Annotated in this window: 22 protein-coding genes; 11 read left to right on the top strand and 11 right to left on the bottom strand. The window is 57.8% G+C overall.

What is annotated here, in order from left to right:
- The first annotated feature begins 420 nt into the window (after positions 1 to 420).
- Both ACHFFA_RS07925 and ACHFFA_RS07920 read left to right on the top strand, forming a co-directional pair.
- Positions 421 to 4272, top strand: a complete 3852-nt coding sequence (locus ACHFFA_RS07925) for an Eco57I restriction-modification methylase domain-containing protein (protein WP_394270304.1) — start codon at positions 421 to 423, stop codon at positions 4270 to 4272.
- A 241-nt stretch (positions 4273 to 4513) separates the two neighbouring features.
- Positions 4514 to 5146: a tyrosine-type recombinase/integrase gene (locus tag ACHFFA_RS07920; RefSeq protein WP_394270303.1), complete on the top strand. Its 633-nt coding sequence runs from the start codon at positions 4514 to 4516 to the stop codon at positions 5144 to 5146.
- A gap of 105 nt (positions 5147 to 5251) precedes the next feature.
- On the opposite strand, the gene ACHFFA_RS07915 is transcribed toward ACHFFA_RS07920, so the two are convergent.
- The 3 genes from ACHFFA_RS07915 to ACHFFA_RS07905 all read right to left on the bottom strand — a co-directional run bounded on the left by ACHFFA_RS07915 (position 5252) and on the right by ACHFFA_RS07905 (position 7674).
- The gene (locus tag ACHFFA_RS07915; RefSeq protein ID WP_394270302.1) at positions 5252 to 5749 is read right to left on the bottom strand and encodes a hypothetical protein; all 498 of its coding nucleotides are present in this window, start codon (positions 5747 to 5749) and stop codon (positions 5252 to 5254) included.
- 596 nt (positions 5750 to 6345) lie between these two features.
- Entirely contained in the window at positions 6346 to 6924 is a 579-nt protein-coding gene (locus tag ACHFFA_RS07910; protein ID WP_394270301.1) for a hypothetical protein, read from the bottom strand.
- A 135-nt stretch (positions 6925 to 7059) separates the two neighbouring features.
- A complete protein-coding gene (locus ACHFFA_RS07905; RefSeq protein WP_394270300.1) occupies positions 7060 to 7674 on the bottom strand; it encodes a hypothetical protein in 615 nt (204 codons plus the stop codon).
- Between the two features lie 77 nt (positions 7675 to 7751).
- Here ACHFFA_RS07905 and ACHFFA_RS07900 point away from each other — a divergent pair, with 77 nt between their 5' ends.
- Positions 7752 to 8138 carry a hypothetical protein gene (locus ACHFFA_RS07900; protein ID WP_394270299.1) on the top strand — a complete coding sequence of 129 codons (387 nt, stop codon included), beginning with the start codon at positions 7752 to 7754 and terminating at the stop codon, positions 8136 to 8138.
- A 96-nt stretch (positions 8139 to 8234) separates the two neighbouring features.
- On the opposite strand, the gene ACHFFA_RS07895 is transcribed toward ACHFFA_RS07900, so the two are convergent.
- The 3 genes from ACHFFA_RS07895 to ACHFFA_RS07885 form a co-directional block, all read right to left on the bottom strand.
- Complete coding sequence (locus ACHFFA_RS07895) at positions 8235 to 8540, bottom strand: barstar family protein (protein WP_394270298.1); 306 nt, start codon at positions 8538 to 8540, stop codon at positions 8235 to 8237.
- A 95-nt stretch (positions 8541 to 8635) separates the two neighbouring features.
- The gene (locus tag ACHFFA_RS07890) at positions 8636 to 9322 is read right to left on the bottom strand and encodes a phytanoyl-CoA dioxygenase family protein (RefSeq protein ID WP_394270297.1); all 687 of its coding nucleotides are present in this window, start codon (positions 9320 to 9322) and stop codon (positions 8636 to 8638) included.
- A gap of 180 nt (positions 9323 to 9502) precedes the next feature.
- Entirely contained in the window at positions 9503 to 12427 is a 2925-nt protein-coding gene (locus ACHFFA_RS07885; protein ID WP_394270296.1) for a DUF2339 domain-containing protein, read from the bottom strand.
- 108 nt (positions 12428 to 12535) lie between these two features.
- Between ACHFFA_RS07885 and ACHFFA_RS07880 the strand changes: the two genes are divergently transcribed.
- Positions 12536 to 13126, top strand: a complete 591-nt coding sequence (locus tag ACHFFA_RS07880) for a TetR/AcrR family transcriptional regulator (protein ID WP_394270295.1) — start codon at positions 12536 to 12538, stop codon at positions 13124 to 13126.
- Positions 13127 to 13229: 103 nt separating this feature from the next.
- Here ACHFFA_RS07880 and ACHFFA_RS07875 read toward each other — a convergent pair whose 3' ends face one another.
- Positions 13230 to 13880, bottom strand: a complete 651-nt coding sequence (locus ACHFFA_RS07875; protein ID WP_394270294.1) for a TrmH family RNA methyltransferase — start codon at positions 13878 to 13880, stop codon at positions 13230 to 13232.
- 169 nt (positions 13881 to 14049) lie between these two features.
- Between ACHFFA_RS07875 and ACHFFA_RS07870 the strand changes: the two genes are divergently transcribed.
- From ACHFFA_RS07870 to ACHFFA_RS07855, 4 genes are all read left to right on the top strand, one after another.
- A complete protein-coding gene (locus ACHFFA_RS07870; RefSeq protein WP_394270293.1) occupies positions 14050 to 14679 on the top strand; it encodes a hypothetical protein in 630 nt (209 codons plus the stop codon).
- Entirely contained in the window at positions 14676 to 14957 is a 282-nt protein-coding gene (locus tag ACHFFA_RS07865) for a hypothetical protein (RefSeq protein ID WP_394270292.1), read from the top strand. Before ACHFFA_RS07870 ends, ACHFFA_RS07865 begins: the two co-directional genes overlap by 4 nt.
- Before the next feature lie 343 nt (positions 14958 to 15300).
- Positions 15301 to 15618, top strand: a complete 318-nt coding sequence (locus ACHFFA_RS07860) for a hypothetical protein (protein WP_394270291.1) — start codon at positions 15301 to 15303, stop codon at positions 15616 to 15618.
- 408 nt (positions 15619 to 16026) lie between these two features.
- On the top strand, positions 16027 to 16344 hold the full coding sequence (locus tag ACHFFA_RS07855) for a hypothetical protein (protein WP_394270290.1): 318 nt from the start codon (positions 16027 to 16029) through the stop codon (positions 16342 to 16344).
- A gap of 225 nt (positions 16345 to 16569) precedes the next feature.
- Here the strand turns inward: ACHFFA_RS07855 and ACHFFA_RS07850 are convergent, their stop codons facing one another.
- Both ACHFFA_RS07850 and ACHFFA_RS07845 read right to left on the bottom strand, forming a co-directional pair.
- On the bottom strand, positions 16570 to 17652 hold the full coding sequence (locus ACHFFA_RS07850) for a DUF5694 domain-containing protein (RefSeq protein ID WP_394270289.1): 1083 nt from the start codon (positions 17650 to 17652) through the stop codon (positions 16570 to 16572).
- A gap of 281 nt (positions 17653 to 17933) precedes the next feature.
- A complete protein-coding gene (locus ACHFFA_RS07845; protein WP_394270288.1) occupies positions 17934 to 18365 on the bottom strand; it encodes a hypothetical protein in 432 nt (143 codons plus the stop codon).
- Positions 18366 to 18614: 249 nt separating this feature from the next.
- On the opposite strand from ACHFFA_RS07845, the gene ACHFFA_RS07840 reads away from it, so the two are divergent.
- Entirely contained in the window at positions 18615 to 19064 is a 450-nt protein-coding gene (locus tag ACHFFA_RS07840) for a hypothetical protein (RefSeq protein ID WP_394270287.1), read from the top strand.
- Between the two features lie 591 nt (positions 19065 to 19655).
- On the opposite strand, the gene ACHFFA_RS07835 is transcribed toward ACHFFA_RS07840, so the two are convergent.
- Together ACHFFA_RS07835 and ACHFFA_RS07830 are read right to left on the bottom strand one after the other, a co-directional pair.
- A complete protein-coding gene (locus ACHFFA_RS07835; protein WP_394270286.1) occupies positions 19656 to 20492 on the bottom strand; it encodes a DUF5681 domain-containing protein in 837 nt (278 codons plus the stop codon).
- On the bottom strand, positions 20492 to 21859 hold the full coding sequence (locus ACHFFA_RS07830; protein WP_394270285.1) for a site-specific DNA-methyltransferase: 1368 nt from the start codon (positions 21857 to 21859) through the stop codon (positions 20492 to 20494). The genes ACHFFA_RS07835 and ACHFFA_RS07830 overlap by 1 nt, the downstream gene beginning before the upstream one ends.
- 69 nt (positions 21860 to 21928) lie before the next feature.
- Between ACHFFA_RS07830 and ACHFFA_RS07825 the strand changes: the two genes are divergently transcribed.
- Together ACHFFA_RS07825 and ACHFFA_RS07820 are read left to right on the top strand one after the other, a co-directional pair.
- Complete coding sequence (locus ACHFFA_RS07825; RefSeq protein ID WP_394270284.1) at positions 21929 to 22258, top strand: helix-turn-helix domain-containing protein; 330 nt, start codon at positions 21929 to 21931, stop codon at positions 22256 to 22258.
- Positions 22255 to 23085, top strand: a complete 831-nt coding sequence (locus tag ACHFFA_RS07820) for an ImmA/IrrE family metallo-endopeptidase (RefSeq protein ID WP_394270283.1) — start codon at positions 22255 to 22257, stop codon at positions 23083 to 23085. The genes ACHFFA_RS07825 and ACHFFA_RS07820 overlap by 4 nt, the downstream gene beginning before the upstream one ends.
- The last annotated feature ends 80 nt before the right edge of the window (positions 23086 to 23165 follow it).

The raw sequence follows: 23165 nt of genomic DNA, 5'->3' as shown, positions 1-23165 counted from the left end.
CAACTGCTGCCTCACCACCCGAAGCCCTGCCGATCATGTCGGCCAGGGCGGCGGCAGTCCTCCGGGACCGCGATTCACATGAACACCAATGCTTCCTCTTCAGGCGAAGTCGAGTTCATTCTAAGCGTCAGCTTTGCGCCCAATGTCAGTCGTTGGGATTGTTGCGGCGGGCGACCGAACCAGCCGTTCGTTCAGGAAGCGCCGATGGCACAACACCGGCAAGGTTGGTTTTCCGGAACGCGAAGAGATGGCGGTTCACTCCTGTTTCGGGTTCGAAGAGATCTATGGGTGGGGCCGCTCGCACCTGGGCGCGCGAATGGCAAAGGCACTCGGGCCCTTGATTGGAGCAGTCACCCATCCCCAGTCTACCATGCATGCTCTGCATTGACGACCTTAACCGAAGCGGGCCATGATCTCCATGTGACAGACCATTACGACCCTTCGCCGAGCGCCGACGATACTTCGTCCGACCAGCCCACGTTGGCACTTTCTCAACCGGCACAGGTGCCGTCCACAGGTGCCGGTTCACTTGACCGTTTCCTTAGCTCCTTCATAGGCGCTCTCGCGTCGGATGATTTCAGTACCGCAGGCGATTTGACTGCCTATCTCCGCCAGCCCGAGCACGTACGATCTGGTGACGAGGCTAGCGTCGTTGACACCAAGATAGCGATGCTTCTGCTCGCTTCTCTCGGCTATGCGTCAAAGGAGTGGGATTATAATGCCGCGAAGGGGCACATGCGCCCTGACTTTTCAGTGAAGATCGAAGAGTATCCTCGCGACGCTTGTTTCATCATTGAGGACAAGAACACTACTGAAACCCACCTTCGCCAGCATCGGCCGCAGTTGCAGGGCTACATGACTCAACGGGGTGCGCCTCGTGGCATTTTGATGAACGGCGACGCAATACTCGTGTACGATCATCTCGAAGGCGGCTTGCACACACCCGCGGTCGAAGTGCCTCTTGCTAAGGTAGTCGCCGCATGGCGAGGCGAACTGCTGGGCGCGCATAAGCTTAGTGGCACGAAAGCTCTAGAGGAGACCGGGTTTTACCCAATCATGGCGGCTCTTTGGCGTCGCTTCCGGCGTCAAAGCTTTGCCAGTCTCCAGGTGCTCATAGATGACCTGACATTACAGTCGGAGAAGGGGAACGGAGCGCCTCATCGTATCAATGGTAAGACCTGGACGCCGTCACTCTGCCGCATCCCGATTGTAGCGGTGGATGACACGAACGCGGACCTCCTGACCGATGCGATCAAAGGGCTGATAGCTGAGTTCGAGGACGATGCAGATGCCCAGCTTGCTGCGATCGAGGCCGACTACGAAACATACTCATCGGCGTCGCGGCAGCTTCCAAACGAGTCTGTGCCTCTCGAAGTTCAAGAAGAACAGCTCCTCCAAGACTCTTCGGTTCTCCTGAACAAAGCGCACCCGGATGCCCGCGATGACGACCTCCGGATCATAAGAAAGGTACTCCGGGGCGAGCTGCCTCTTGCCGAGCTAGTCCCAGTACGGCGCCGCATCGAGACGCTTGTAGCGGCTGTAAGCGTCAAAAATGCGAAAGACCCGGTAGAGCAACTTTTCGGTCGGATCCGGGCGCTTAGCGACAAGCGACATCGTTACCTAGAAAAACTTAGGTCTGATCATCAGGACAGCATAGATGTAGTCCAGTATTTCGAAGTGTGGAAAGATAAAACGGCGTCGCTGGTGTTTCAGTCTAGTGATCAAAGGAAGCTTCGACGAGAGTTTCTCGCTCAAACAGCCTACCTGGTTATTATTAGACTTCTACTTGTCCGGATCATGGAGGACAAGGGCTTAGTAAATAGAATGTTTACTAATGGCGGTCTTTCTCTGTGGTTCCGTGAAGTTGAGTCGCACTACCTCCGGCATGCCATGGGGCGAAGTGCTACCTTTCTGCTAGATCTAGCGTATACATCTGCCCAGCACATCTACTCGCATTTCTTCGCAGAGCGAACGGTACTAGACTGGTATGCGCCGGATCGGAACGCAGTCATTCGCGTCCTGCACATGCTTGCACAGTTCAATCTGAAGAACATCAATCGGGACATCATTGGCGCAGTCTACAACCAGTACGTCGAGGCCAAGCACAAGCATGAGAGTGGAATGTATTTCACTCCTCCACCGGTAGCAGCCTTCATGCTAGACCGTATCGGCTATAAGGGGCCGGACGTACTCGGAACGCGGATCATAGACTTGTCATGCGGGTCAGGCGGATTCCTAGTCGAGGCCGCAAATCGCCTAGTGGCTGCCCACGTCGAGTATTGGAGGGGCCAAGGGCATAACACTATTCCTCCAGAGGAGGTTCAAGGGGTCTTAAACTCTATCCGCGAGAGTATTTTTGGTCTTGATCTAAACCCATTCGCTTGTGCGCTTGCTGAAACTAACCTGCTAATCCAAGTCATAGACCTTTTTGCCGTCGCGTTCTCTGCGTCTCAAGTTGCCACGATAGACCGCTTTCATATCTACAACACGGACAGCCTTTCGTTCAACGCGGAGACCCTGGCAATCACCTCTGGAACCCTGCCCTTCCCAGAGGATGAGTTACCCGTGGAGGATCAGTTGAAGGCGGGTCTGGGGCACTGGGCAGAAGGGTTCGACTACGTGGTCGGTAACCCGCCGTACGTGCGTGCGGATGAGAGTGACGGTGGACTGACCCAGTACCGAAAGCGGATCAAGGGTGAGCATCCCTTAGCGCCCGTTCGCGAGGCAATGACGTTAAAGTGGGATCTATTCGTTCCGTTTGTCGCCGCGAGCAGCGCCCTTCTTCGCTCCGGCGGGCAGGGCCAACGCTCGGGTAAACTTGCTATCATCACGAGCCGGGCGATTGAGACGGTGCCTTACGCCGAAGCACTGCGCAAACAACTTTCAGCAACCCGTACCATAAATGAGGTACACTTCTTTCCGGCGCTTAAACTCTTCAAGGACGCTGCCGTCGAAAATACTATCTTCATCGCAACCGAAGACGCCCCAACTCTCTCAACGCGGACCTTGCGTTACGAACACGTGGAAGCGCCTAAGTGGGGCAGTCTAGGAAAAGCTAAGAAGCAGAGTTTGCCGCAAATTAAGTACGCTCAGAACGTGTTCAGGCCTAAGCTCCCATCACTGCAAATTAAGCGGGCCGTCAAGTCGATCTCCTTCGAAGACCTATTCTACGTAAGCAAAGGCATGGTTCTGCATGCGGACGAAAAGGTAAACAAGGGTGGGTTTACACTAGAAGACCTTCTTTCAGATCAGCAGAGTTCTATCCACACGGCCCCATTCGTCGGAAGCAAGGACATCGATGCTTTCGGCGTTAAAAGACTTCGATACCTCGAGTACGGACCCACGACGCGAGTCCCGTCAGGTGTCAGCCGACCCACTTTCCCGGAGCTATACGACAGACCCAAGTTGATGGTGGCTGAGTTCGGTGGCTTCGCGTACGATGACGGGTCATGGGACTCTGGTCAGTTCCTCAAGTGCAATCACTCAGTTTTTATTCTAATGCCATGGGCGAACCTTGCGGGCATAGAGAACAAGTCAATCAAGAAAGATCTTGCCCAAAGGACAAAGCCACGCAAGCAACTCGAAGCCAACTCGGTCCAGCTTGATCCTTGGTTTGCGCTAGCCTTCCTGAACAGTTCCCAGATGCGAACCCTCCTCGACGGCGTCGCCCGCAGTGCCATCAGAGGTCGCTTGCAACCGGACGATCTGCGGCAGCTGCATGTGCCGATGCCATCCGATCAAATCTTGATAAAGGACGTTGCCACCCTCGCTCGCGATGCCTGCGATGCGCAGAAGAAGCTTCTGCCACTGCGGGCAAATGGCTGGCGGTTTGAAGATGAGAAGGCAATCGGCCCAGCAACCCTGCCAACTAACTTGCCGCTGGCGTCGTTCGCAAATGCTCGAATTAAGTGGGGGCTCTCGTTCGTTGATCCGGACGCCCGCACGGGTGATCTGACCCGTGTGGGCCATCGGCTGCTTATGGGCAGACGCACGGTGGTGACGATGCCCAGTTCTGCTCCGGAAGACGCGCTGGAATGGTTGCTCAGGTATCTTCAGACTCTGCCCGCTAAGACTACGCTCGGTACTGTTCAGACGTCTTTGACGCCCGATCTTCCCGCCACGCCAGCCATCGCGGTTCAGGCATTGAATAACCTCCGCGACGAAGAGACGGTCCATGCCTCGGTCCTCGGTGACATCTCGCTGAAGAAATCACTCATTGAGCAGCGCCTTTCTCCTCTGTTCGACATGATCCGACACCCATCGTTCGTATGATCGAGCGACCTATCATTGAGGCTAAGGCTGATACTTGTGGGTGATCCAGCTGATACACCCATGGCTGGATAAACCCAAGGTTCCAGACCCTTATGGTATGGGTCCCATAGTCCTCTCCTGTGCGCCATGTCGTGCGAGTTTGAGATGTTGGCGCCCGCACCCGACCGTCCGCTAACGGCCCAGATCTTTACCTTCTTCGGATGCTCTTTCCTTGGCCAATGATGGCCTAGGAGAAAAGACAATGGGATACTCACGATTTGATCCTGCCATGCAGAGACGCGTGGCATGGAACGCTGGCAAAAACGTCGGAACCAAGCGCTCGCTAACGCAAAAACAGATATGGGCGATCCGCTTTCACCTCGATCGCGAAGGCCGGTTGAGAGACAGGGCGCTCTTCGATCTCGCCATCGATAGCAAGTTGCGCGGCTGCGATCTGGTGAAGATCAAGATTGGCGATGTGGTCGCTGGTGCTGACATCCGCAATCGCGCGATCGTCATACAACAAAAGACCAATCGACCAGTGCAGTTCGAACTCACCGCCGATGTGCGTGCGACGTTAATAGCCTGGCTGGAACGACGGGGCGGTTCGACGGGCGATTACCTTTTCCCAAGCAGGGTTGATCATGCCGGACACATGAGCACGCGCCAGTATGCCCGCTTGGTTGATGAATGGGTGACTGCGATTGGTCTGCGGAAGTCTGAATACGGAACGCATTCGCTTCGGAGGACAAAAGCCGCGATGATCTATCGGGCCACAGGCAACATCAGGGCGATCCAGATTTTGCTGGGGCACACCAAGATCGAGAACACGGTCCGCTATCTCGGTGTCGATGTCGAAGACGCTCTCCTCCTGGCAGAGCGCACGGAAATCTGATCCATCGGGCGGTCGGCCAATGGTATTGGTCGGCCGCTTTAGGTTATCTGCCACGCACGGTCGGGCGGCCGGAATTGGGTGGAAAGCTGACGACGAACTGTCCTTTCAGCTCTTCTCACATTTTGAGCTGAAGCGATCAATTCCGTGAAGAACATCTGAGGTTTCCGAGCGCAGAATGTCATTCGGCGGACCATCGCTGATCATCTGGTAGATCCACCTGCCATCCCGAAGAAGATATGGCTGCTTCGGCGTGATGCTGTTTAAGTCTCGACTTACCGCGGCAACTTCTGGACCGAGAAAATAGAGGTCACCATGGCGAACAACGTCTGAGATACGCCTGGCATCAGCCTCACCAAAACGCTCGCGCAGCGGCTCGTAATCCTCCCGCCTCTTCGGCGAGGCGGCCTTGAGGGCGTCAAAATATCCTTCAGAGAATTTTGCAGCGATCACCATATTCTTCTTGGGGAGTAATGTGCCAGAATCGATCGTGTAGAATTGGCCGGTGAAGACATGAAAAATGTAGCTGACGACGCGACCCTCGTGCAGGAAAACGGAGCGGAGTTCAGTATGCTCAGAGGTTATGCCAGCAAGCTTCTCATTCAAGCACTGCGCTATCGCAATGCGGGAATCTGTGCCACTATCCGATGATCTTTCTTCGGAACACGAGACGACCAAAATCCCCGCAAGTAGCGCGATGATCAAGGGCTTCATTGGCACTCTCGGTCAGTCTTTTGAGCCGGATCGAAGCAGATAGCCAAGTTCACCGGCTTCCCGCACCGAGCGAACTTGATTGCCATCGAATGAAATGAGCCAAATACACGGAAGCCTAACAAAGCTCCCATGGTTCTCGAACCAAGCCGAACGACTTCCGGCTACTAGGTATGTTGGGCGAGAGCGCGCCCTTGGTTCGCCAAGAAGCATTATGCGCCCAACCTCGACTGGTCTTTCATCGCGCCTGCCATCGCGCTCGTAAAGACTATCATCCGAGGTACAGCCGAAGCTTTGAAATCGGGCGTGTGCATTCCCTTCCCATGCATTATTGAAAAACTGCTCAATAAGCTCAGGCCCCCGTTCGTAGTCATGCAATTCCTGGACAGCCCAAATGCTTTCTGCGGCGACTTGAATTGGCCATATTGAAAGGCAAGTTACACCCAACGCCACGAGTGCTACTTTCGTCCTGCGCATTGACGTGCTCCAACTCAATCCGACTGGTTCCAGCGCTGAAACATTGACAAGAAAAACTCGCGCAGGGCCGGTAGTTTATTCAAGCTCTCACGATCCACGAATATTGATGCCTCGAAATTCCCGCGATGGATTAAAGCGTTGCAACTGTCATATTCGTTGCAATAGTAAACAAGGTTCTCAGCTCTGTAGAAGTACCCCCCTCTCCGCCCGTGGCTCCTCGCCATTACCCTCCAAGTGATCAGATTGCCGAACTTCTCGTCATAGAGAACCTGTTCGTATATTTCGCCACCTTGTGAAGGAATGGCCTCGAATTTAATCATGTCTTCCGAGGGAGTAGGATATATCGCAATCATGACTGCGTCATCTCGAACCCCGAAATCTGCTCCTGCGCGCATCGCAAACTCGGTAGGTAGTGTGCTTTGCTGAATGGCATAAGCCGGGATTGAAAATCGTTCGATATCGGCTTCAGGTATGCAAATCTCCGATGTCGGACACCAATCTGTGAGACGCGGATCGTCACTTCTTCCCGGGGCCACTCGCCAGCTGCAGGCAGCAATCAACGAGATTACAGCGAGAAGTGCGAATATCCTCATTTATTATGGCGAACTCTCATGTTTGGCTATCTAACCCGTAAATTGGACGTCTGCCAATGACAGCTTAGGCGTCGGTCTCTGCCGGTCCGCTTCTGACACAAACTACGCATGGTCTTAGCGGCAAGAACGGGGTGGTTAGCGGACCCTCCAACGGTCCAGCAGGGCCATAGCCTCAGCCTTCATGGTCCTCATTCTCGGAAGTTCGGTCTCGTCAAAGCTGAATTGCAGCATCATGCCGTCGTAGGCCCAGAACGTGGTGCAAAGATTCGACGGCTCGGGCTTCACTGGGTTTGGTTCAAAGAGTTGGCAGTAAGCGATTTGCCGCTTGTCTTTGACTCCGTTTTCGCCTGGCCGAGTGTCGACGGAATATATGTCGGAAGACCATGAGCCGAGTTCGTTTTGCACCTTCTCATACGGTGGTCCGTCACTGACACTCGTCTGTTCTTGACCACAGGCAATCCGCAGCATCTGAGAAGCATCGCCCGGACAAAAGCGACTGAGCCGCTGAACAAGCACTCGATGCTTCGGAATTTGGTCGGGTTTTGGATTGGGCTGGAATAAGAAAACGAAGGAATCTTGCCCAGGGGCGGGTAGCCACGAAATTGTTGCGTCGAACAGGTGGTCCGCTGGAACCTCAAATCGATTTCCAGCGACTTCGCGATGAGCGAATCTGTCGCCACTGCTAGCAGCGATCGCGGCAATCGTCCCAGCGCCCAGCAGGAGGGCCAATGCTTTGAACACGGCAGGCATACTGCACTAATCCCCGGTGTAAACGCAATGTCCGCAATTGGGTGGAAAGCTGACGTTTCGTTCGTTACGGTCTCGCGATGCGCCGCACGATCATTGCATTGGCCACCATTGCCATGACTTCCGCCTGCGCCACGGTGTCTTCTGAGACCCTTGAAGATAGAACCTTGTCTTACGGGTGCAGCGACATCGTGGCTATCGGAAGGCTTGAAAACGGGGCTTACGAAGCGTCCGACTCTGCCGATGACCTGATCGGACATGGTTGGATCAACGCGACGCTTCATGTGCGAAGGGTGGTCAGCGGAGGAACCGTGCCAACCAACTTACCGGTAAGGTATTTCGCGCACACCTACATGCGGGATGACCGCGACTTCATGTTCGTTTTGACCCCTGTCGATCAGGGCTTCGAGATCGCAACAGCCCAGTTGATGTCCGCACGGCCCCGAGCCGTGCGCGACTGCCCCTAAAGTCCGCAATGGGGTCGTTTGCTGACAGGCAGTTCCGCACTGTCCAAACACCCAAAGCGGACTTTCAGCAAACGACCCAAAAGCGGCCAAAAGGCTTCAGATGACCAGCACGGCAACATCGACATCGCCTGCCCAGTCGGGATCGGTTTTTCGTTCATTGCGGGCCTCTTCAACCCACGATGCGAAGTCACTGAGAAAGTCGCGAATGTCTTCTGAAGGGTCGCTGATGACCACCCGATAAGGGGGCTGCATGCGGTTGAGCTCAGTGTGATAAATCATGGTTTCCAGAAAAGCATCAGCATTTCGCCCGTGCCATTCAACGCTACCCAAGGCATCAGCAAGAGCGTCGTAGAAGTCTTGCTTCGTGCGCCAGTTCTTCCCGCTCAAGTTGATCGTTTGCATCTCGGTATCTTAGGCACCTTCGATCGAGGAGCAATGGCAAGAATCCACCCAGTTCTTGTCACTCCGGCGAGTGAGGCGACGCTTAAAGGCAGCCGTCACACCCCGAGCCACTCCAGTCCCCCGGGCAGTTCTTCGGCAGCGAAATCAAGTTGAAGCACACGTCGATGCATCGGGTCGGTGGCGGCTTCGGAGGCATGCAGGATCGGAGTGGAATAGAGCCACACGTCGCCCGCGTTAGCGGTACAGATCCGAGTGCCGCAGCGCCGAACAACCTCCTCGATTGCATCAACGGAGATACGTCCGCGCCTGTGCGAGCCCGGTGCGATCAGGAGCGGGGCGTTGGTGGCAGGAACGTCGTCCAAATGAACTCGCAGGGTGACCATGCGCGTCAAGAGATCGAAAGGCGGAGCAACGTGCTGCATGCCGGCCTTAATGGTCCACGGGCCGTATCCGTCCACATCGACCCTCTGCCGAACGCAAATCGTGCGGTCTTGATGCCAGGCCAACGACCAGTTTGTCTGGGCAGTTTTGTCGAACAGAATTGCTCGCACCACCCGAGTTGAAGGTCCGAGCACGCTGGCCGCGATGGAGCCGATCGGGCCTTGCCGCGTGAGGAAGGGGAATAGCCTTTGGATTCCGTTGATGCGGATCCCCGCGTGGTTCTCCGGCAAGCAACTTAGGGCTGCCCGCAAATCATCGAGGTGTCGGGCCACAGCGCCCTGGTAACGTTGGGCGCCATGATCCTTGAAGTTCAGCGAGGCTGTTTGGCCCGTGTGTTTCATCAGTTTAGCTACGCCGACAAACGATCAGATTCCACCGCTCAGTACCCCAGAAGCGCCTGTTGCCTCATCACCCGTTCTCTGACGCGGCCAGCACGATACTGATTCCTCAAAGCCGCCAGCCCCCTCACCTCCCAAGTTCAGACCAATCATTCGTCGGAGCCGGTCTGTACAGCTAGCTCATCACTCGATGTCTGCGTCCGGTTCGTTGGCTCGTCTGCCAACGAGCTGCCGGGAATAGAACCAGCCGATGCCGATGAGACATACACCGAGCGCGAAGAATGAGGCTATCCGCGCCAGTCCCTCGAGGCCCGCCGCATCAAAGATGAAGACCTTGAACACCGCGAGCAACATCAGGGCAAGCGAGCCGATGCGCCAGCTGCGCTGCCCGGTCCTTGTCCCCCAACCGAGGAACCCGAGCGCCACCGCGATGGCGAGAATAGAGCGCAGCAGGTCTTCCTGCTGACTGAGGGGGCCGAGAAGGATGTTTCCGGCGAAGAGCTGCCGCAGCTCCGACAGGGAGAATAGCGCGATGAGGACCATTGTGGCCGCGTCGCATGTGACGCCCAGCCGCCGATCTGCGGCTGCAAGATGCGGGCGCAGCCAGAACACCAGAGCGATGGCGATGCCGTAAGACGGCAGCAGCAGGTTCGCGATCGGCCAGGCTCCGACCGACTGCTCGGCCCAGAGCGGGTTGTGCAGGAGAAGGCTGAACACCGTGAAGTGGACCAGCGCGACGAGCGCCACCGCCGTTCCAGTCCACGCCGGCGCAAAGCGCCTCGACGCCAGCTTCGCTAGTCCCAGTGCCGCAAGCGTCAGCAACGCTTGCCAAACCGTCCGCTCGGCGAGGCCCATTTCGGTGAAGCGCGCCAGATCGGCGATCTCGAAGAGCTGCTTGTAGCAGACGTGGAGCACGACCAGCGCCAGCGAGACAGTCACCGCCAAGCCCGAGCGGCGATGGCGTGCGAAGACCCCACCGCCGAGTAGCATGGCGGCGCCAAGCCCCACCGCGAGCGGCGCGATATAGCGAAGGGCCTCAGGCAGCGAAGGCAGGTCGCCGAGCAGGAACGGCTCGCCCGATAACGCTTCAAGACCGGCGATCGACCACTCCGCCAGCGGCTCGGCGGCCCACAAAGTGCCGAGCACCAGCAAAGTCGCAAGCGCCGTAGTGAAGTTCGGGAGACGCCAGGCGAGGCCGAGAACCGCTACGGTCACGACGATCGGCAGCCAAGGTCCGGGGAGCAGCATCGCGGCAGCCCCATAGCCGAGCATGGCAGCGAGGAACTCGGCCAGTCGGCGAGCACGCACGCTGGGGTTGTCGGCGAGCAAAAAAGCGAACGGCAACCCGGCGGCGAGCCAGCGCAAGGCGTAGAGCCATTCGGGTACAGCGCCATCGCCTCCGAACAGCAGGTCTGTCTCCTGCCAATGGCTGGTGGCGAGCAGAAGGCCGAGACCGGCAAGGCCCAGACCCCATCGGAGGGCCTCGGGCATGGCGCCGGAGCGCCCGCGCAGCAGGAGGGAAACCGGCACGGCGAGTACGGCGACGACGAGCGGCGCGCTCCACGCAGGAACAGCGAGCAGGCCGCCGAGCATCGTCATGACGATCGCCGAAGCAAAGGCCGCGAAAGGCCCGGGAATGAGGTCGCCGTCACCCGAGGGGCGCGTGATCCACGCACCGACGGCCGGCAGCACTGCCAATCCGAGTGCGGCGAGGGCAACTGTCAGGACTTGGCCGCCGACGAGCGCAAGGTTCAGCTGGATGCAGGTAGCTGCGATCAGAGCGATGGGATAGAGAGCGAGCTGGGCCCAGTCGACGTCGCCCGCGTCCTCGCGCCAGGCGTGGAGCAGCGGCACGGCGGCAAAGAGCAGCGCGTTGGCGAAGGCAATCGCGGCAAGCCATGCGCTGGGCGCCTCGGGCCAAGCGGCAAGGAGGCAGACAGACAGCGCAGCCGCTACGGCTCGCGCATCCCGGAGGCGAGTGAACGTGATGCCCAGGACCGAGATCGCCGCGCCGAGCAGCAAGTAGCAACCCCACGCGAGCAGGCTGTAGCCTGACTGGTCGACCAGCGCCGCGATCTGCAGTACCGCGAGGCCGGCCGCTACAATGCGCCCTATTGTGCCGAGGGGGCCAGTCCCGAGCATGGCGGGCAGCAGGGTGCCGACGAGCACGACGTAGCCGCCGATCGCAAGAATGGCGCCATTGTCCAGCGGCCCAGGCATCAGCATCAGTGCGCCCCAGCCGAGCGCTCCAGCGAGTGCGGCAACGCCAAGCCAGGGATACCGCTGCCGATGACCGGTCACGGTCAGGCCGCCGGTCACCAGTGCCAGATAGGTTGCGAGCAACGGCAGGTTGGGATCGGTGCTGCCGGCGAGCGCAGGCGCGGCGAACCCGCCAACCAGACCAAGAACGGCGCTCGGCAAGCCGAAGCGGAAGGAAAGACCGATGGCCAGAGCGGTCACCCCGGCCAGGCCTGCAAAGGAGAGCGTCGGGCCGATTAGGCCATAATATGTGCCCGCAAGATAGAAGCTCGCGTACAGTGTTGCGAGACCGGCGCCGGCGAGAGCCTGGCGAACGCGCGCGTCGCTGACGCGATGCTCGAAGCGGAAGGCGAGCTCGGCTGCTCCCAGCAGCGCCGTTCCGAAGCCAAAGCCCATCGCCACCCGAACCGATTGGGTAAGCATACCTTGGTCGATCGACCAGCGCACAAGGAAGAAGCCGGCAATGGCGAGTGCGATCCCCCCACCCCAGATCGGGAGCAGGCGACCGAAGATTTCTTCGAAATCGAAGCCGGGGCGGAATCGATAACCTTGGGTCGCGAAAGATTGCTCTGCTTCAGCCATCTCTTCAGCGACTTCGGGAATGGCATACTCTGCAGTGGAAGCTGGCGGCGGGGCCGTCACCTCTTGCTCTGCAGGTTCCGTTTCGAGTTCGCGCGGCGATGGCGTGAAGTCCCGCAGGGGCAGCAGTTCCTCGTAACGATCTGGCTGAGTATATCCAGTGAGGCTTGCAGCACCCTCCAGCTCGACCACTCGTCGCTCGAGCGACTCCATCCGATTCCATATCCACGCAAGCCCCCCAGCAAGCGCGAAAAGCAGCAGGATTTCCATCGCTAAACCCCCTCCTCCAACCTCAGTCCTAGCAGGGCCTACCGCAAAAATGAGCAGCGTTCAATTAAGAAATTAGACAGTGTGTAATTTTGTGCTATTCGCTCCTGCATGGGACGACGATCAGACCACACGCGCGAGGAACTGCGCGCCCTGCTGATTGCGGAAGGGCACAAGCTGCTCGCCGAGCAGGGCCTGGCAAAGTTCTCTGGCCGCGAAGTGGCCAAGCGGGCGGGCTATAGCGTCGGAACGATCTACAATGTGTTCGGCTCGCTCGACCGCCTGATCGGAGCGATCAACTCGCATACCTTCTCACTATGGGCCGATTTCCTGCGCCAGAGACTGAACGAAGGTGGAGAGGACCGGATCAGGAGCCTGGTCGAAGGATACTTCGACTTCGCGCTGGCTCACCCGAACCTTTGGTCGGCGATCTACGATCACCGCTTGGCCGAAGGTGAGCAGCTGGACGAAGCAGATTATGACCAGCGCGCCGCACTCACCGCGATCGTTGAGAAAGAGTTACGCGCCGCTCTGCCCAATCCCGATATGCCGGAGGCGGCACGCTTTGCCCGCTCATTGATCGCCACCGTTCATGGCCATTGTAGCTATGTCGTAACCGGGACCTTCGCGCTGCTGGAAGAGCCTGATCCCGTAGGAAGTGCGCTCGCGCGTGTACGCGAATGTCTTGCAGCCCAAAGCTGATGCCGCGACTGTCCGCTTTTCCACTAGCTGACCGGCTGCATGTCGCGATAATGACCAACCCCGGTCCAGCAGCTTTCGACGACATTGCGGACGTTCGCTCGGACTACTCATCACGCGCCATCACCGTAGGCAGCGGGGTTGCACGCTCGCCTCGATGATCGCGTAAGCGATACTTGCTCGCATATTCGCGTCTCTGCTTGGTCGCTTCATACAAAACGATGCCCGAGCTGGTCGCCAGATTGAGGCTCTCGATCATTCCGAACATCGGGATGCTGATGCACATTTGGCTGTGCTCGACGGCCAGATCGCTCAGCCCCCTCGCTTCGTTGCCAAACCAAACCGCCAGTTTCGCGTGCTCCGTAAAGTCCACCTCATGGAGGAACTTGTTAGTCTTGCCCTTGACGTGAGGAGAGGTGGAGACAGACATGAACCGGTTTTTGGCAAGGTGAGCCAGACACTCGTCGGTGCTGTCAAATCTCTTCACGAACGTCCACTTCACGGCCGACACAGAGAGCTTTGATAGCTTTGGTTCGCTGCGCAGATCCTGCCAGTCGTCAGATAGAACGTGACGGGGGTCCACGACATAGACCTTCTCGGCCCCTAAGGCGTTCACGTTCCGAATGATGGTGCCTATGTTGCGCGGGTTCTCCGGTTCCTCGATCACCACGATCAAGTTCTTGCAGCGGAAGTCCCTGAGTTGATCAGCACGCTGGCGAGCGGGCCTCTTGCGCTCAATCGCTTGTTCCGTTGTCACTCCGTACTCTCCATCAGATTGCGACCGAGAATAGGCGAGAGGCACCGAAGTGCAAATGTCAGCTTCCCACCCACTTCTTGCCTCTCATGGCGAGTGTGATTCGTACCAAAAGCAGACTGACCGAGAGCGACCCCATTACGGTCATTCGGTGTCACATGAATTTTTAGGTATGGCACGCTTCCAAGCCGCGCCGATTTCCGACAGGATGGTGATGAGAAACATTGCACGATACGCCATAGCCGCCGCTGTAGGCGCCTCGGTCTTCTTTGTATTTCAATACCTTAATCCGGTTCCGAGCCGTGAGACCGCCGACGTAAACTGCATACTCGACGCCGAAGATGGCGCGATTCCGCTCAATGTCCCCAACTCGCGGGAGATTGTGAAGAAGGTTGAGTTCTCGGGCGAGATGACAGGGAGATATACCGACAAGGAAACCGGGACTGACCTTTGGCATGCCGATGGCGAGGTGCGGTTCGCAGGCAACTCTCAGCGAATGTCTGGAGCGATCTTCCTGACCACAACCAATGAGGTCAGAGGCGTAATGCTGTATCGGGATCGCTATCCGCACCAAGCTGTCGATCTGCGTATTTCGACACTCAACGAGAACAGCAATCTCGACTGGGATGAGGCGCGAGCATACGTCTATTTCGAAGGCGCAGAGGCCAAGTTAGACCATCCATTCGCGTATCGCTGCAAAATAAGGAAAGCGACGCGCGCCCGGAGTACTGTGACAGCACTCTCTACCGGCTCGGCGAGGGCACCGAAGAGGTCGGCTCGTTCGTCAGCTCAGCAGGCTTGATTGGTTCAGGAATTGGTGCCGTAACCGGAGTTGGCGGTGCTGGTGGACTTGCTGTTTACGGGACCGGCGGTGCGATTCAGCTGATCGGTGCAGGTGCGAAAGCTTTGTCAGGAGATCGCACTGCGGTTTTCGATCTTGCAGTGGGCCTCGTTGGTGGAAAAGTTCTCAAAGCAGTGGTTCCAAAGCAGTTGCAGAATGATTTCGCCGATGCCATTTCCGAAAGTGCTATTGGCGAGACGACCGGCTTTGCAGCTGGCGATCCGTGCGCGAGGCGGTGATGGTCCACGCAAATTCACGGCTTCTAACCTGCTTGGCGATAGCCTCTGTAATTTTTGGGATTCAGTCATATTTTCAAGACTGGACTACTCTGCTTGTAGCTGTCGAGGTTTGCATCGTCGTTACAATTGGAGGGACATTACTAATCAGAGGGGCGAAAAGTATTCGCTTTCTAGTATACCCACTTTCTGCCAATCTATTCATCGGGGTCGCCTTCTTATCTGCGATATTCTATGGGAGAGATTCGGCTCTATTCCTTATTTTCTCGCTGGGATTCTTTGTAGCGGTCGTGGTGATGTTCGTTGGGGTTGTCTTTCTCCATAGACCTCAAGATTGATAAGATTTATGCCGCAAAGTGATGACTGCGCGCATCGGGGTTCAACCGGTCAGTGCATTTATCGGCGCGACAAAAATGGCGAGCTGCAGTTAGACCCCGAATACGCAGAGATCGCTTGCGCCAATTCCAAAGCGATTCAAGAATCAGCGCGCGAACTTCAGAACGATGCCGTTGCTCCTGCTTCTGCCGCTGCAGGCGGTGGCTCAATGATTAACTGGATCTACCGCCTAGGGAAAAATTTCCCAGCAACAACAATTGTTTTGTTGCCTGCAGCGTTGACCAATTGGCTAACGGCAAACGCGGAAGGGCCTCAAGGATGTCAGTGACGAGAAAGGCTATATTGCTCGGTTCAGGATCGTTGTTCGTCATAGCTGTAGCGATCTACCTCTATGGCGCGCTGGCGAACGTCAACGAAGCGGACAGAGCAAACCTTTCCAGCATTGCGGCAATAATGTTCATTCTTGATATACTGGGATCTGCCCTCATACTTCGCTTCATTCGGAATAAAGGTGAAGAATAGAATTGCGCCATTGCTGCAATGTGATCATAAGCCGCTAGCGAGAGCTGCCGAACTAAAACTCGCCATTCGCCTTTCCACCCAATATCGGACGTTAGCTACTGGCTGCGCATCGCCTGAAACCAGACTGTCCGCTTTCCGCGCTTCGCTGTCGAAGAGCTGCCCGTCCGCTAACGACCCCATTGCGGACATTGCGCCCTCGGCTTAGGCTTCCGCAATGAATACGCAAAGTGAGTGGCTTGAATCTGAGCGGATTAAGCGGCGCAAGAGCTTGGCTTTTTCAAAAGCCATGATCCTTGGTCAGCCGCTTTCGGGATTACTGTTTCTGCCAGCATTCTTCTCGGACGTGACGCAGCCGTGGCCAAGATTGTTCTGGGCCTCGTATCTTGCGGCTACGTTCTTTGTTCTGTTCGTCGTTGTGAGGAAGCGCTTTGCCGCTCATTCCGTGGGTAGGTATGTCACAAACTACATGGCCACAGCTTCGGCTATTTTATTCCCGCTCGCCATGGTAGTTGCCATTTCAAGCTTCGTTTGAGCCGGGCAATTTTGGGCTTAATGTCCGTTTTCCACCCCCTTCTTGCCTCTCATGGCGAGTCTGGTTCGTACCAAAAGCAGACTGACCGAGAGCGACCCCATGGCTGCCGTGGGTGGCCTCCTCCCTGGTGCTCGAAAGCCAGGCCAACAGTTTCGGGCCGCACCAGTTGGCAGGGCGGCATCTTCGCCCTGCTCACCAATCGAGAATGTTCAAAACCGACTGACGCTACTGCAGCACAGGCGATACGTCGACCAATGTAACGTCGCGCATCTGGTTCAGATATGCCTCGTAATAGGCTTTGTGCGACGCTCCGACGATTGCGACCAATCTTGTCCCCGGATCGCGGCCAAGAACTTCGCGGATATTGGCCACCATTCGGAGATTGCGCGTTTCCCAATATGCAACGTAGCGGCGCCCGTAGGCCTGTTCAGATGGTTCCGTCAAAGCCGCACCCCAATCAGACTCATAAGCCAGAGCAGCTAATGATGGGGCGTTGAGCGCTCGATAGATGTGGAGCAGACCATTTGGTTGTCCGATCTTGGCGTGCAGTGCCTGATCCGCAGCAATTCGGGCCTTGGTCGCCGGATTGTCCCACGCGCTCTCTATGGCCTCACCATAGGCCTTTTCATCGACAGGTGCGCCAACAAAGGACTGATCATCGACGCTCCAGACCCGCTCCAGCCCGGAGCGTGCGGCAAGCTGCGCTGCGATCAATTCGGTCTCGCTTTTCCTCGTCAGTTGCGCTTGCAAAAAGGCCCCAAGTTCGTCCGTCAGGCCCTGATCGGCCCGGCGTTCGGCAGCGGGCAGGCGGAACCATTGCACCGTTGCCGAGGCCGGTTCTCCGGCGGCTAGGAAGACCAGCGCGAGACGGCGTCGCTGCGCTGCCGACGGCATTGTAGGCCAATTTGCCAGCATTCGCTCAGCCTCCGCATTGGCGGCTGTTACGTCGAGCCCGATAGCACGGCCGGCAGCGGCAGGGTCATAACAGTAGGCTTCGACCGCCTCAGCGTGCCGTTCGCCTTGACGACGCATGGCGTCGCAATGGAGGCCGGATATGTTCTCGCTTACAACCGCAGTTGGCCTCCATTTCACAAGTCGCTGGAGGATTGGCTCAACCATTTCCGGCGTAAAGCTGTTCGGCAAGTTCGAGAGGTGGGGGGAACCGACAACGAGCACTTCATTGGGGCGACCGGCGGGGCGGTCCTCCAGCTCATCGGGCCGAAATGATGGCTGATAGGTCTGGGCGCTGACCATGCCCGAGCTGGCTGCCGCCACCGATAGAAGAGCTGCTGCGAACGGTAAAATCATGTTTCCACCCTCAGTGTATCGCTGTATTAATACAGATGGCCGCGAGTGGTCAATGGTGTGGCCAGACGGCCGTGTTCGCGGTCCCAAAAAACGCATTTTTGTCGGCAATAACTTTGCCGGCGCGTATTGGATATCAGCCCCGAGCGCCTGAAAAGTGGTCAGGCCGGTCTCCACCCATCTTGAGCCGCTCACGCGTGTCTTGACGCAGCCTAAGAGCGGACCAGCCGCAAAGACCCCGCTGCGGACATCGCCACGATCGCGGAAACTAGCTGAAGCGGACGCTACCTTGGATTTTTACGGACAAGGCCGATTACAAAAATAGACCAGCCAATGGTCATCAGAGCGCTGCCGCCTAGCACCGCGATCGAAACGAGAGCTTCTGTAGTCTGATCCGATTGATAACCGGCGCCCGCGATGGACAAATTGTCACTTGCGCCTGTCACGGCCGACGCGGTTAACCCGAACCACAGCGCGAACATTCCGATCACGATTGCCCACTTAGCTACTGATGCAGTGAATTCGCTGAGCTTCGTTGCCTGCCAGACAGCGCCTACGATCATCATAGCCATGCCGCTTTGGACTGCAGTAAGGTGAGCTGACAGCGCCATGCGAGGATTGGTGAAGCACTGAACGATGCCCCCCTGCAATAGCCCAAGCAGGAACAAGACTGCGCCGGAAATGACCAACGTTCGTTGATGCGATGTCAGCGTCACGTTTGGCCTCCCATCAGCAAGCTGCCACTACGCCTAAACAGTGTTCCTTTTTTCTCAAGCGCACGAGAAACCTCTTTGACCGCTTCCCACCCATCTTGAGCCGCTCACGCGTGTCTTGACGCAGCCTAAGAGCGGACCAGCCGCAAACGACCCCGTTGCGGACACGCAGCAAACTCGCTAACCAACTGTAAGACGTTTCTTTTCCGAGTTCTTGGGGGTGTTTGGGTAATGCAATCGTACCGTTCAGCCTTGGCACTCATCAGCATGATAATTTGCTCTGTGCCTGCCTACGCGCAGGAAGAGCGTTGGCAAGTTGGGCAGCATCCCGATTATCATGTTGCAATGGTCAAGCAGGTCGATGATGTATTCGTCGCGATCTACGTCAGCAAAGAACCTTCGATCTACATGTCGCCAGTGCTCATGGAAACTGTGTTGGCTCCTTGCGGCGAGACAGGCCCGATATCTTTGCATAGCACTGAAGCAATAATGACCTTTGGACCGACGGCAGAGGATCGGTCGAAGGAAGTTCGCGATGCTCTCGATGATTTTTTCGAACGTGGACAATCTACATGCGATTTGGCGAATGATTTGGAAGAACGTTTCTTCAATCGCTTCGAAGATGCCTATGCGGCGACCGACGCCATCCTTGTCGAAGCGGGCATTTTTCCGCTCGCCGATCCTTTGGGAGAAACTGACTAAGGGCTGACCGAACCTGATCAGCTATAAGTTTCCTCGTCCCCTCAGCGCTTCTAAATCGCCCCCATTCATGGCGTCAGCCTTCCACCCTCACGGCGGACATTTGCGAACCTTGTGGCGCTGGCCAAAAGCGGACGGGCAGCTTCATGACCCTTGGCGCTGAAACCGGAAATTCCGCTGAGACGCCATTTCAGAGATTATACTGCGGGTACCGGCATAAGCAGGATTGAAATGACCTTATCGACCACCAATTCGTGGTCTGACGATCCATAGTGAGCGGCGGCGATGAAAAGCCGCACCGGATTGGCATCGATCAGAATTAATCAGTGACCAACGTTCCGTGAGTGAGGTGATGGCCCTGCCTCTGCGCCGACAGGGCCGACCGGCTCTTCCTCTCCCATTCACGAACCCAAAGGGCGGCCGGTTGGAAGATGTCGCGGCGACGCGCCGTCCCCAGGGTCGCGGAGAGCAGTGCGTCGCACAGCAAGCTAGAGCACGCGGCAATCGGCGTCACCAAACTTTAATTCTTCTTGCCGTGTAAGATGCTTTGCGTCAGCCAGCATGGCAAGAAGATCGCAGACCTCATCCGAGGTGTCAGTCGGAACCCAGTCCGTCCAACTTCTCCAGAAATCCCGGAAAGAACCGGTCCTCAAGCCGCCGCTTGTAGCGATCGGGAAGGGGTTCGTTGATGCGGTCGTACATTGCGGTGTAGTCTTTCCAGTGACCCGCCAGCGATCGCATGTGTTCGAGCGGTGGCTTCTTCGTCTCGGCCGCTCGATGATAGCCCCCCGCAAATAGCGACACTTCGGCCTGCAACTCATCGCGGACCTCGAGCAAACGGTCCCACTTCTTCTTTTCGTCGTGGGTCATCGGCCCTTCGTAACGGACCTCGGCCCGGCGCATGTCGAGGATGACATCGTCGGGGTGCGGGACAACGTCAGGTTCGGGCAGCCCGTTCTTGCGGGCATGCTCGAAGGCCTGCTGCCAACCGATCTTGTACTCGCATGCGGTCTCGAACAGGCTTGAACGGAGCTTCCGATCCTCCTCCTCGACCCCCCGCACCAGCTCAGCCATGGTCGCCTGGGCGAGCCGGTTACCTTTCATCGCCGACACACCCAAAGAGCGGAACACAGCCTTGATGACGGGTAGCTCGACGATATTGTCGCCTTCGCGCACTGTGATTGTGCGGTACGCTTCTTCGAGCAACATCTGGTTGGCGGGCTGCGTGCCAAAGTCGAGTCCCTGGCCCTTGGGTACCTTGTTCTTGACCCCGCGCGGACGGCCGGCGGGATTACCGGATCGGCCCTTGGCGAAGCGATGCTCGGCCGGGGGCTTGCCGTATCCGACCGCGTATACGGCAGGCACGTCGCCCGACCCGTCCGCCTGAGCGCTCCCGTGATCCGCGGCCTCGTGCTTCGCCTTCTTCGCCATCAGGCAGCTTCGCTGCCAAGTTCGGGCCCGAGGCGGGCCTCTGTGATGGCTTCGAAAGTTTCCCCGGTCACAGTCAGGGTTGCATGCTTGCCGGTGTAGGCCTCCCAACGCCTGACGATGGTATCGCAATAGAGCGGATCGTACTCGATCACGCGTGCCGAGCGGCCGGTCTTCTCCGCCGCAATCAGCGTACTGCCTGAGCCGCCGAAAGCGTCGAGAACGATCTCGCCCCGCTTCGAGCAGTCGCGGATGGCGTCAGCGATAAGCGCGACCGGCTTGACCGTCGGGTGCATGGCGAGTTCGTCCGAGCGGTTGGCCCCAATCGAGCTGATCCCGGCGTAGTCCCACACGTTGGTGCGGTATCGCCCGGTCTGGCCAAGCCCGAAGCTGTTGGTGTGTTCCGCTGTCCCCTGCTTGAAGACGAATATCAGCTCATGCTTCGAACGATAGAATGCGCCCATTCCGCCATTGGTCTTGTTCCACACGACCAGGTTCTTGAACTCGGTGAAGGACTCTTCACCCGCAGCCAGCAGCTCGCCCATGTGGCGCCAGTCCATACAGACGTAGGCGATGGCGCCGTCACGCATAACGCTTGCGATGTTGCCGAGCGTCTCTGTGAGAAACCCTGTGAACTGCGCGCGGCTCATCTCGCCGGAGGCAAAGGCGAACTCGCGGTGCTTGACGGTGCCGAGTCCGCAGACGTTGCCGTCGATTTTCACGTTGTAGGGGGGATCGGTGAAAACGAGGTCAGCCTTCTCTCCGCTCATCAGCGCCTCGAAGTCCACCGCGCTCCTGGCGTCGCCGCACAGCAACCTGTGCCTCCCCAGATGCCAGAGGTCGCCGCGGCGCGAGACCGCGGGTCCGCCTGAAACTACAACTGCGTCGTCAGCCGCGTCGCGACCTTCGGGATCGGCTTCGCCCGCTTCCTCGATCACGAAATCGACTTCAGCGAGGCTGAACCCGGTAAGCTCGACATCGAACTGGAGGTCGACAAGCGCCTGAAGTTCGATTGCCAGGATATCCTTGTCCCACCCGGCATTGAGCGCGAGCTTGTTGTCCGCAAGGACATAGGCGCGCCGCTCCGTCTCGGAGAGGTGGGAGAGGGCGATGGTCGGGACAGTCTTCCACTTCAGAAGCTTCGCGGCCTCGACCCGACCGTGACCGGCGACGATTTCGCCATCATCGGAAATGAGCACCGGATTGGTGAAGCCGAAGCGCTCGATCGAGGCCGCGATTTGCCTGACCTGCTTTTTGGAATGTGTCCGCGCATTGCGTGCGTAAGGCCGGAGCGAGGTGATCGCCCGGTCCATGATCTGCGTGGTGCCCATCTCGACCCCCGAATCATTATTGACCGAAGTCGTACGCATACACTGAACACTTGCAAATGTCAATCTGGCGCGTATGGTGGCGGCATTCTCGATTGAACGGACCCATAAATGAGCTTCGCCAGCAAGCTGCATGACCTGCGCGTCGCCCAGCGCCTGTCGCTCCAGGATGTTGCCAACGCCGTGGGCATTTCGAAGGCTCATGTGTTCAATCTGGAGAAGGGCATCACAGCCAACCCCTCGATGGAACTGGTCATCAAACTCGCCGAACTTTTCCGCGTGCGCGTTGCTGACCTTGTCGGCGACAATCCCGATGCCGACGACCAGCCGGCAGAGGTGGTGGCCATGTTCCGCGACCTGAAGAATCTCGCGCCCGGCGATCGCGAGACCATCAAGCTGATGATGGAAACCCTGAAGAAGCGGCGGGAACAGGACGATTGACGCTCAGCCGGATTGAACTCGACGGGGTCGGTTCACCCTCGGCGCTTGCGGCGCGCATTCACGAACTTGATCCCCACCTGCCGCTCGACTTCTCGATCGAGGATCTTTGCCGCCGGCTCGATATCGAAGACATCGAAGACAAGCCGGTTACCTCGTTCGCGGCGATGCTGCTCATGCACCAGGACAGGGCATGGGGCTCGATTGTCGTGGCCGAGGGCACATCTCCGCGGCGTCGCCGCTTCTCGATCGGGCACGAACTGGGCCACTTCCTCATGAGTACCCACCGGCCGCACGAGGGCTTGCAGTTCGCTTGCTCGCACGCCAACTTGCGCGCCGAGAATACCCGCGAAGCAAATCGGGCAAGAAAAATGGAGGCAGAGGCCAACCGGTTCGCCGCTCGACTGCTGATGCCACCCACGCGCATCCGCGCCAATCTGTCGAGCCGACAGCCCGACCTTTCCGAGGTGGCCCGTCTCGCCAATGAGTTCGGCGTAAGCAAGGCTGCGATGGCGCGGAGTTACATTGACGCACATCGGGAGACACTCGCACTCATCGTTGCTCGCAATGGCCGGATCGAACAGGCCTATCGACCGGACGATTTTCCCTGGATCGACCCGCGGATCGGTGGGCCAGTCCCGGACAACTCGATTGCTGATGGCCACCGGCTACTGCCGGGCCAGACAACCGCAATGGAGGAGTGCGATCCTGAGGTCTGGCTCGGATCCAGCGCAGCCCGCAAGGTCGAGATACTGAGCGAGCAAGTTCTCGCGCAGACGGACGGTTGGGCAATGATCCTGCTGCACGCCGAGATCGGCGAAGCGGTCTAGCGACGCGATCGCTCGGGCGGCATCGGGGAGCCGCACCTGGTCCCTGTTTCCATCACAAGCATTCACTGATCCGGGAAATT

This window comes from Qipengyuania sp., assembly GCF_043423005.1.
Classification (GTDB): domain Bacteria; phylum Pseudomonadota; class Alphaproteobacteria; order Sphingomonadales; family Sphingomonadaceae; genus Qipengyuania.
This window is presented reverse-complemented; position numbering and strand designations above follow the sequence as displayed.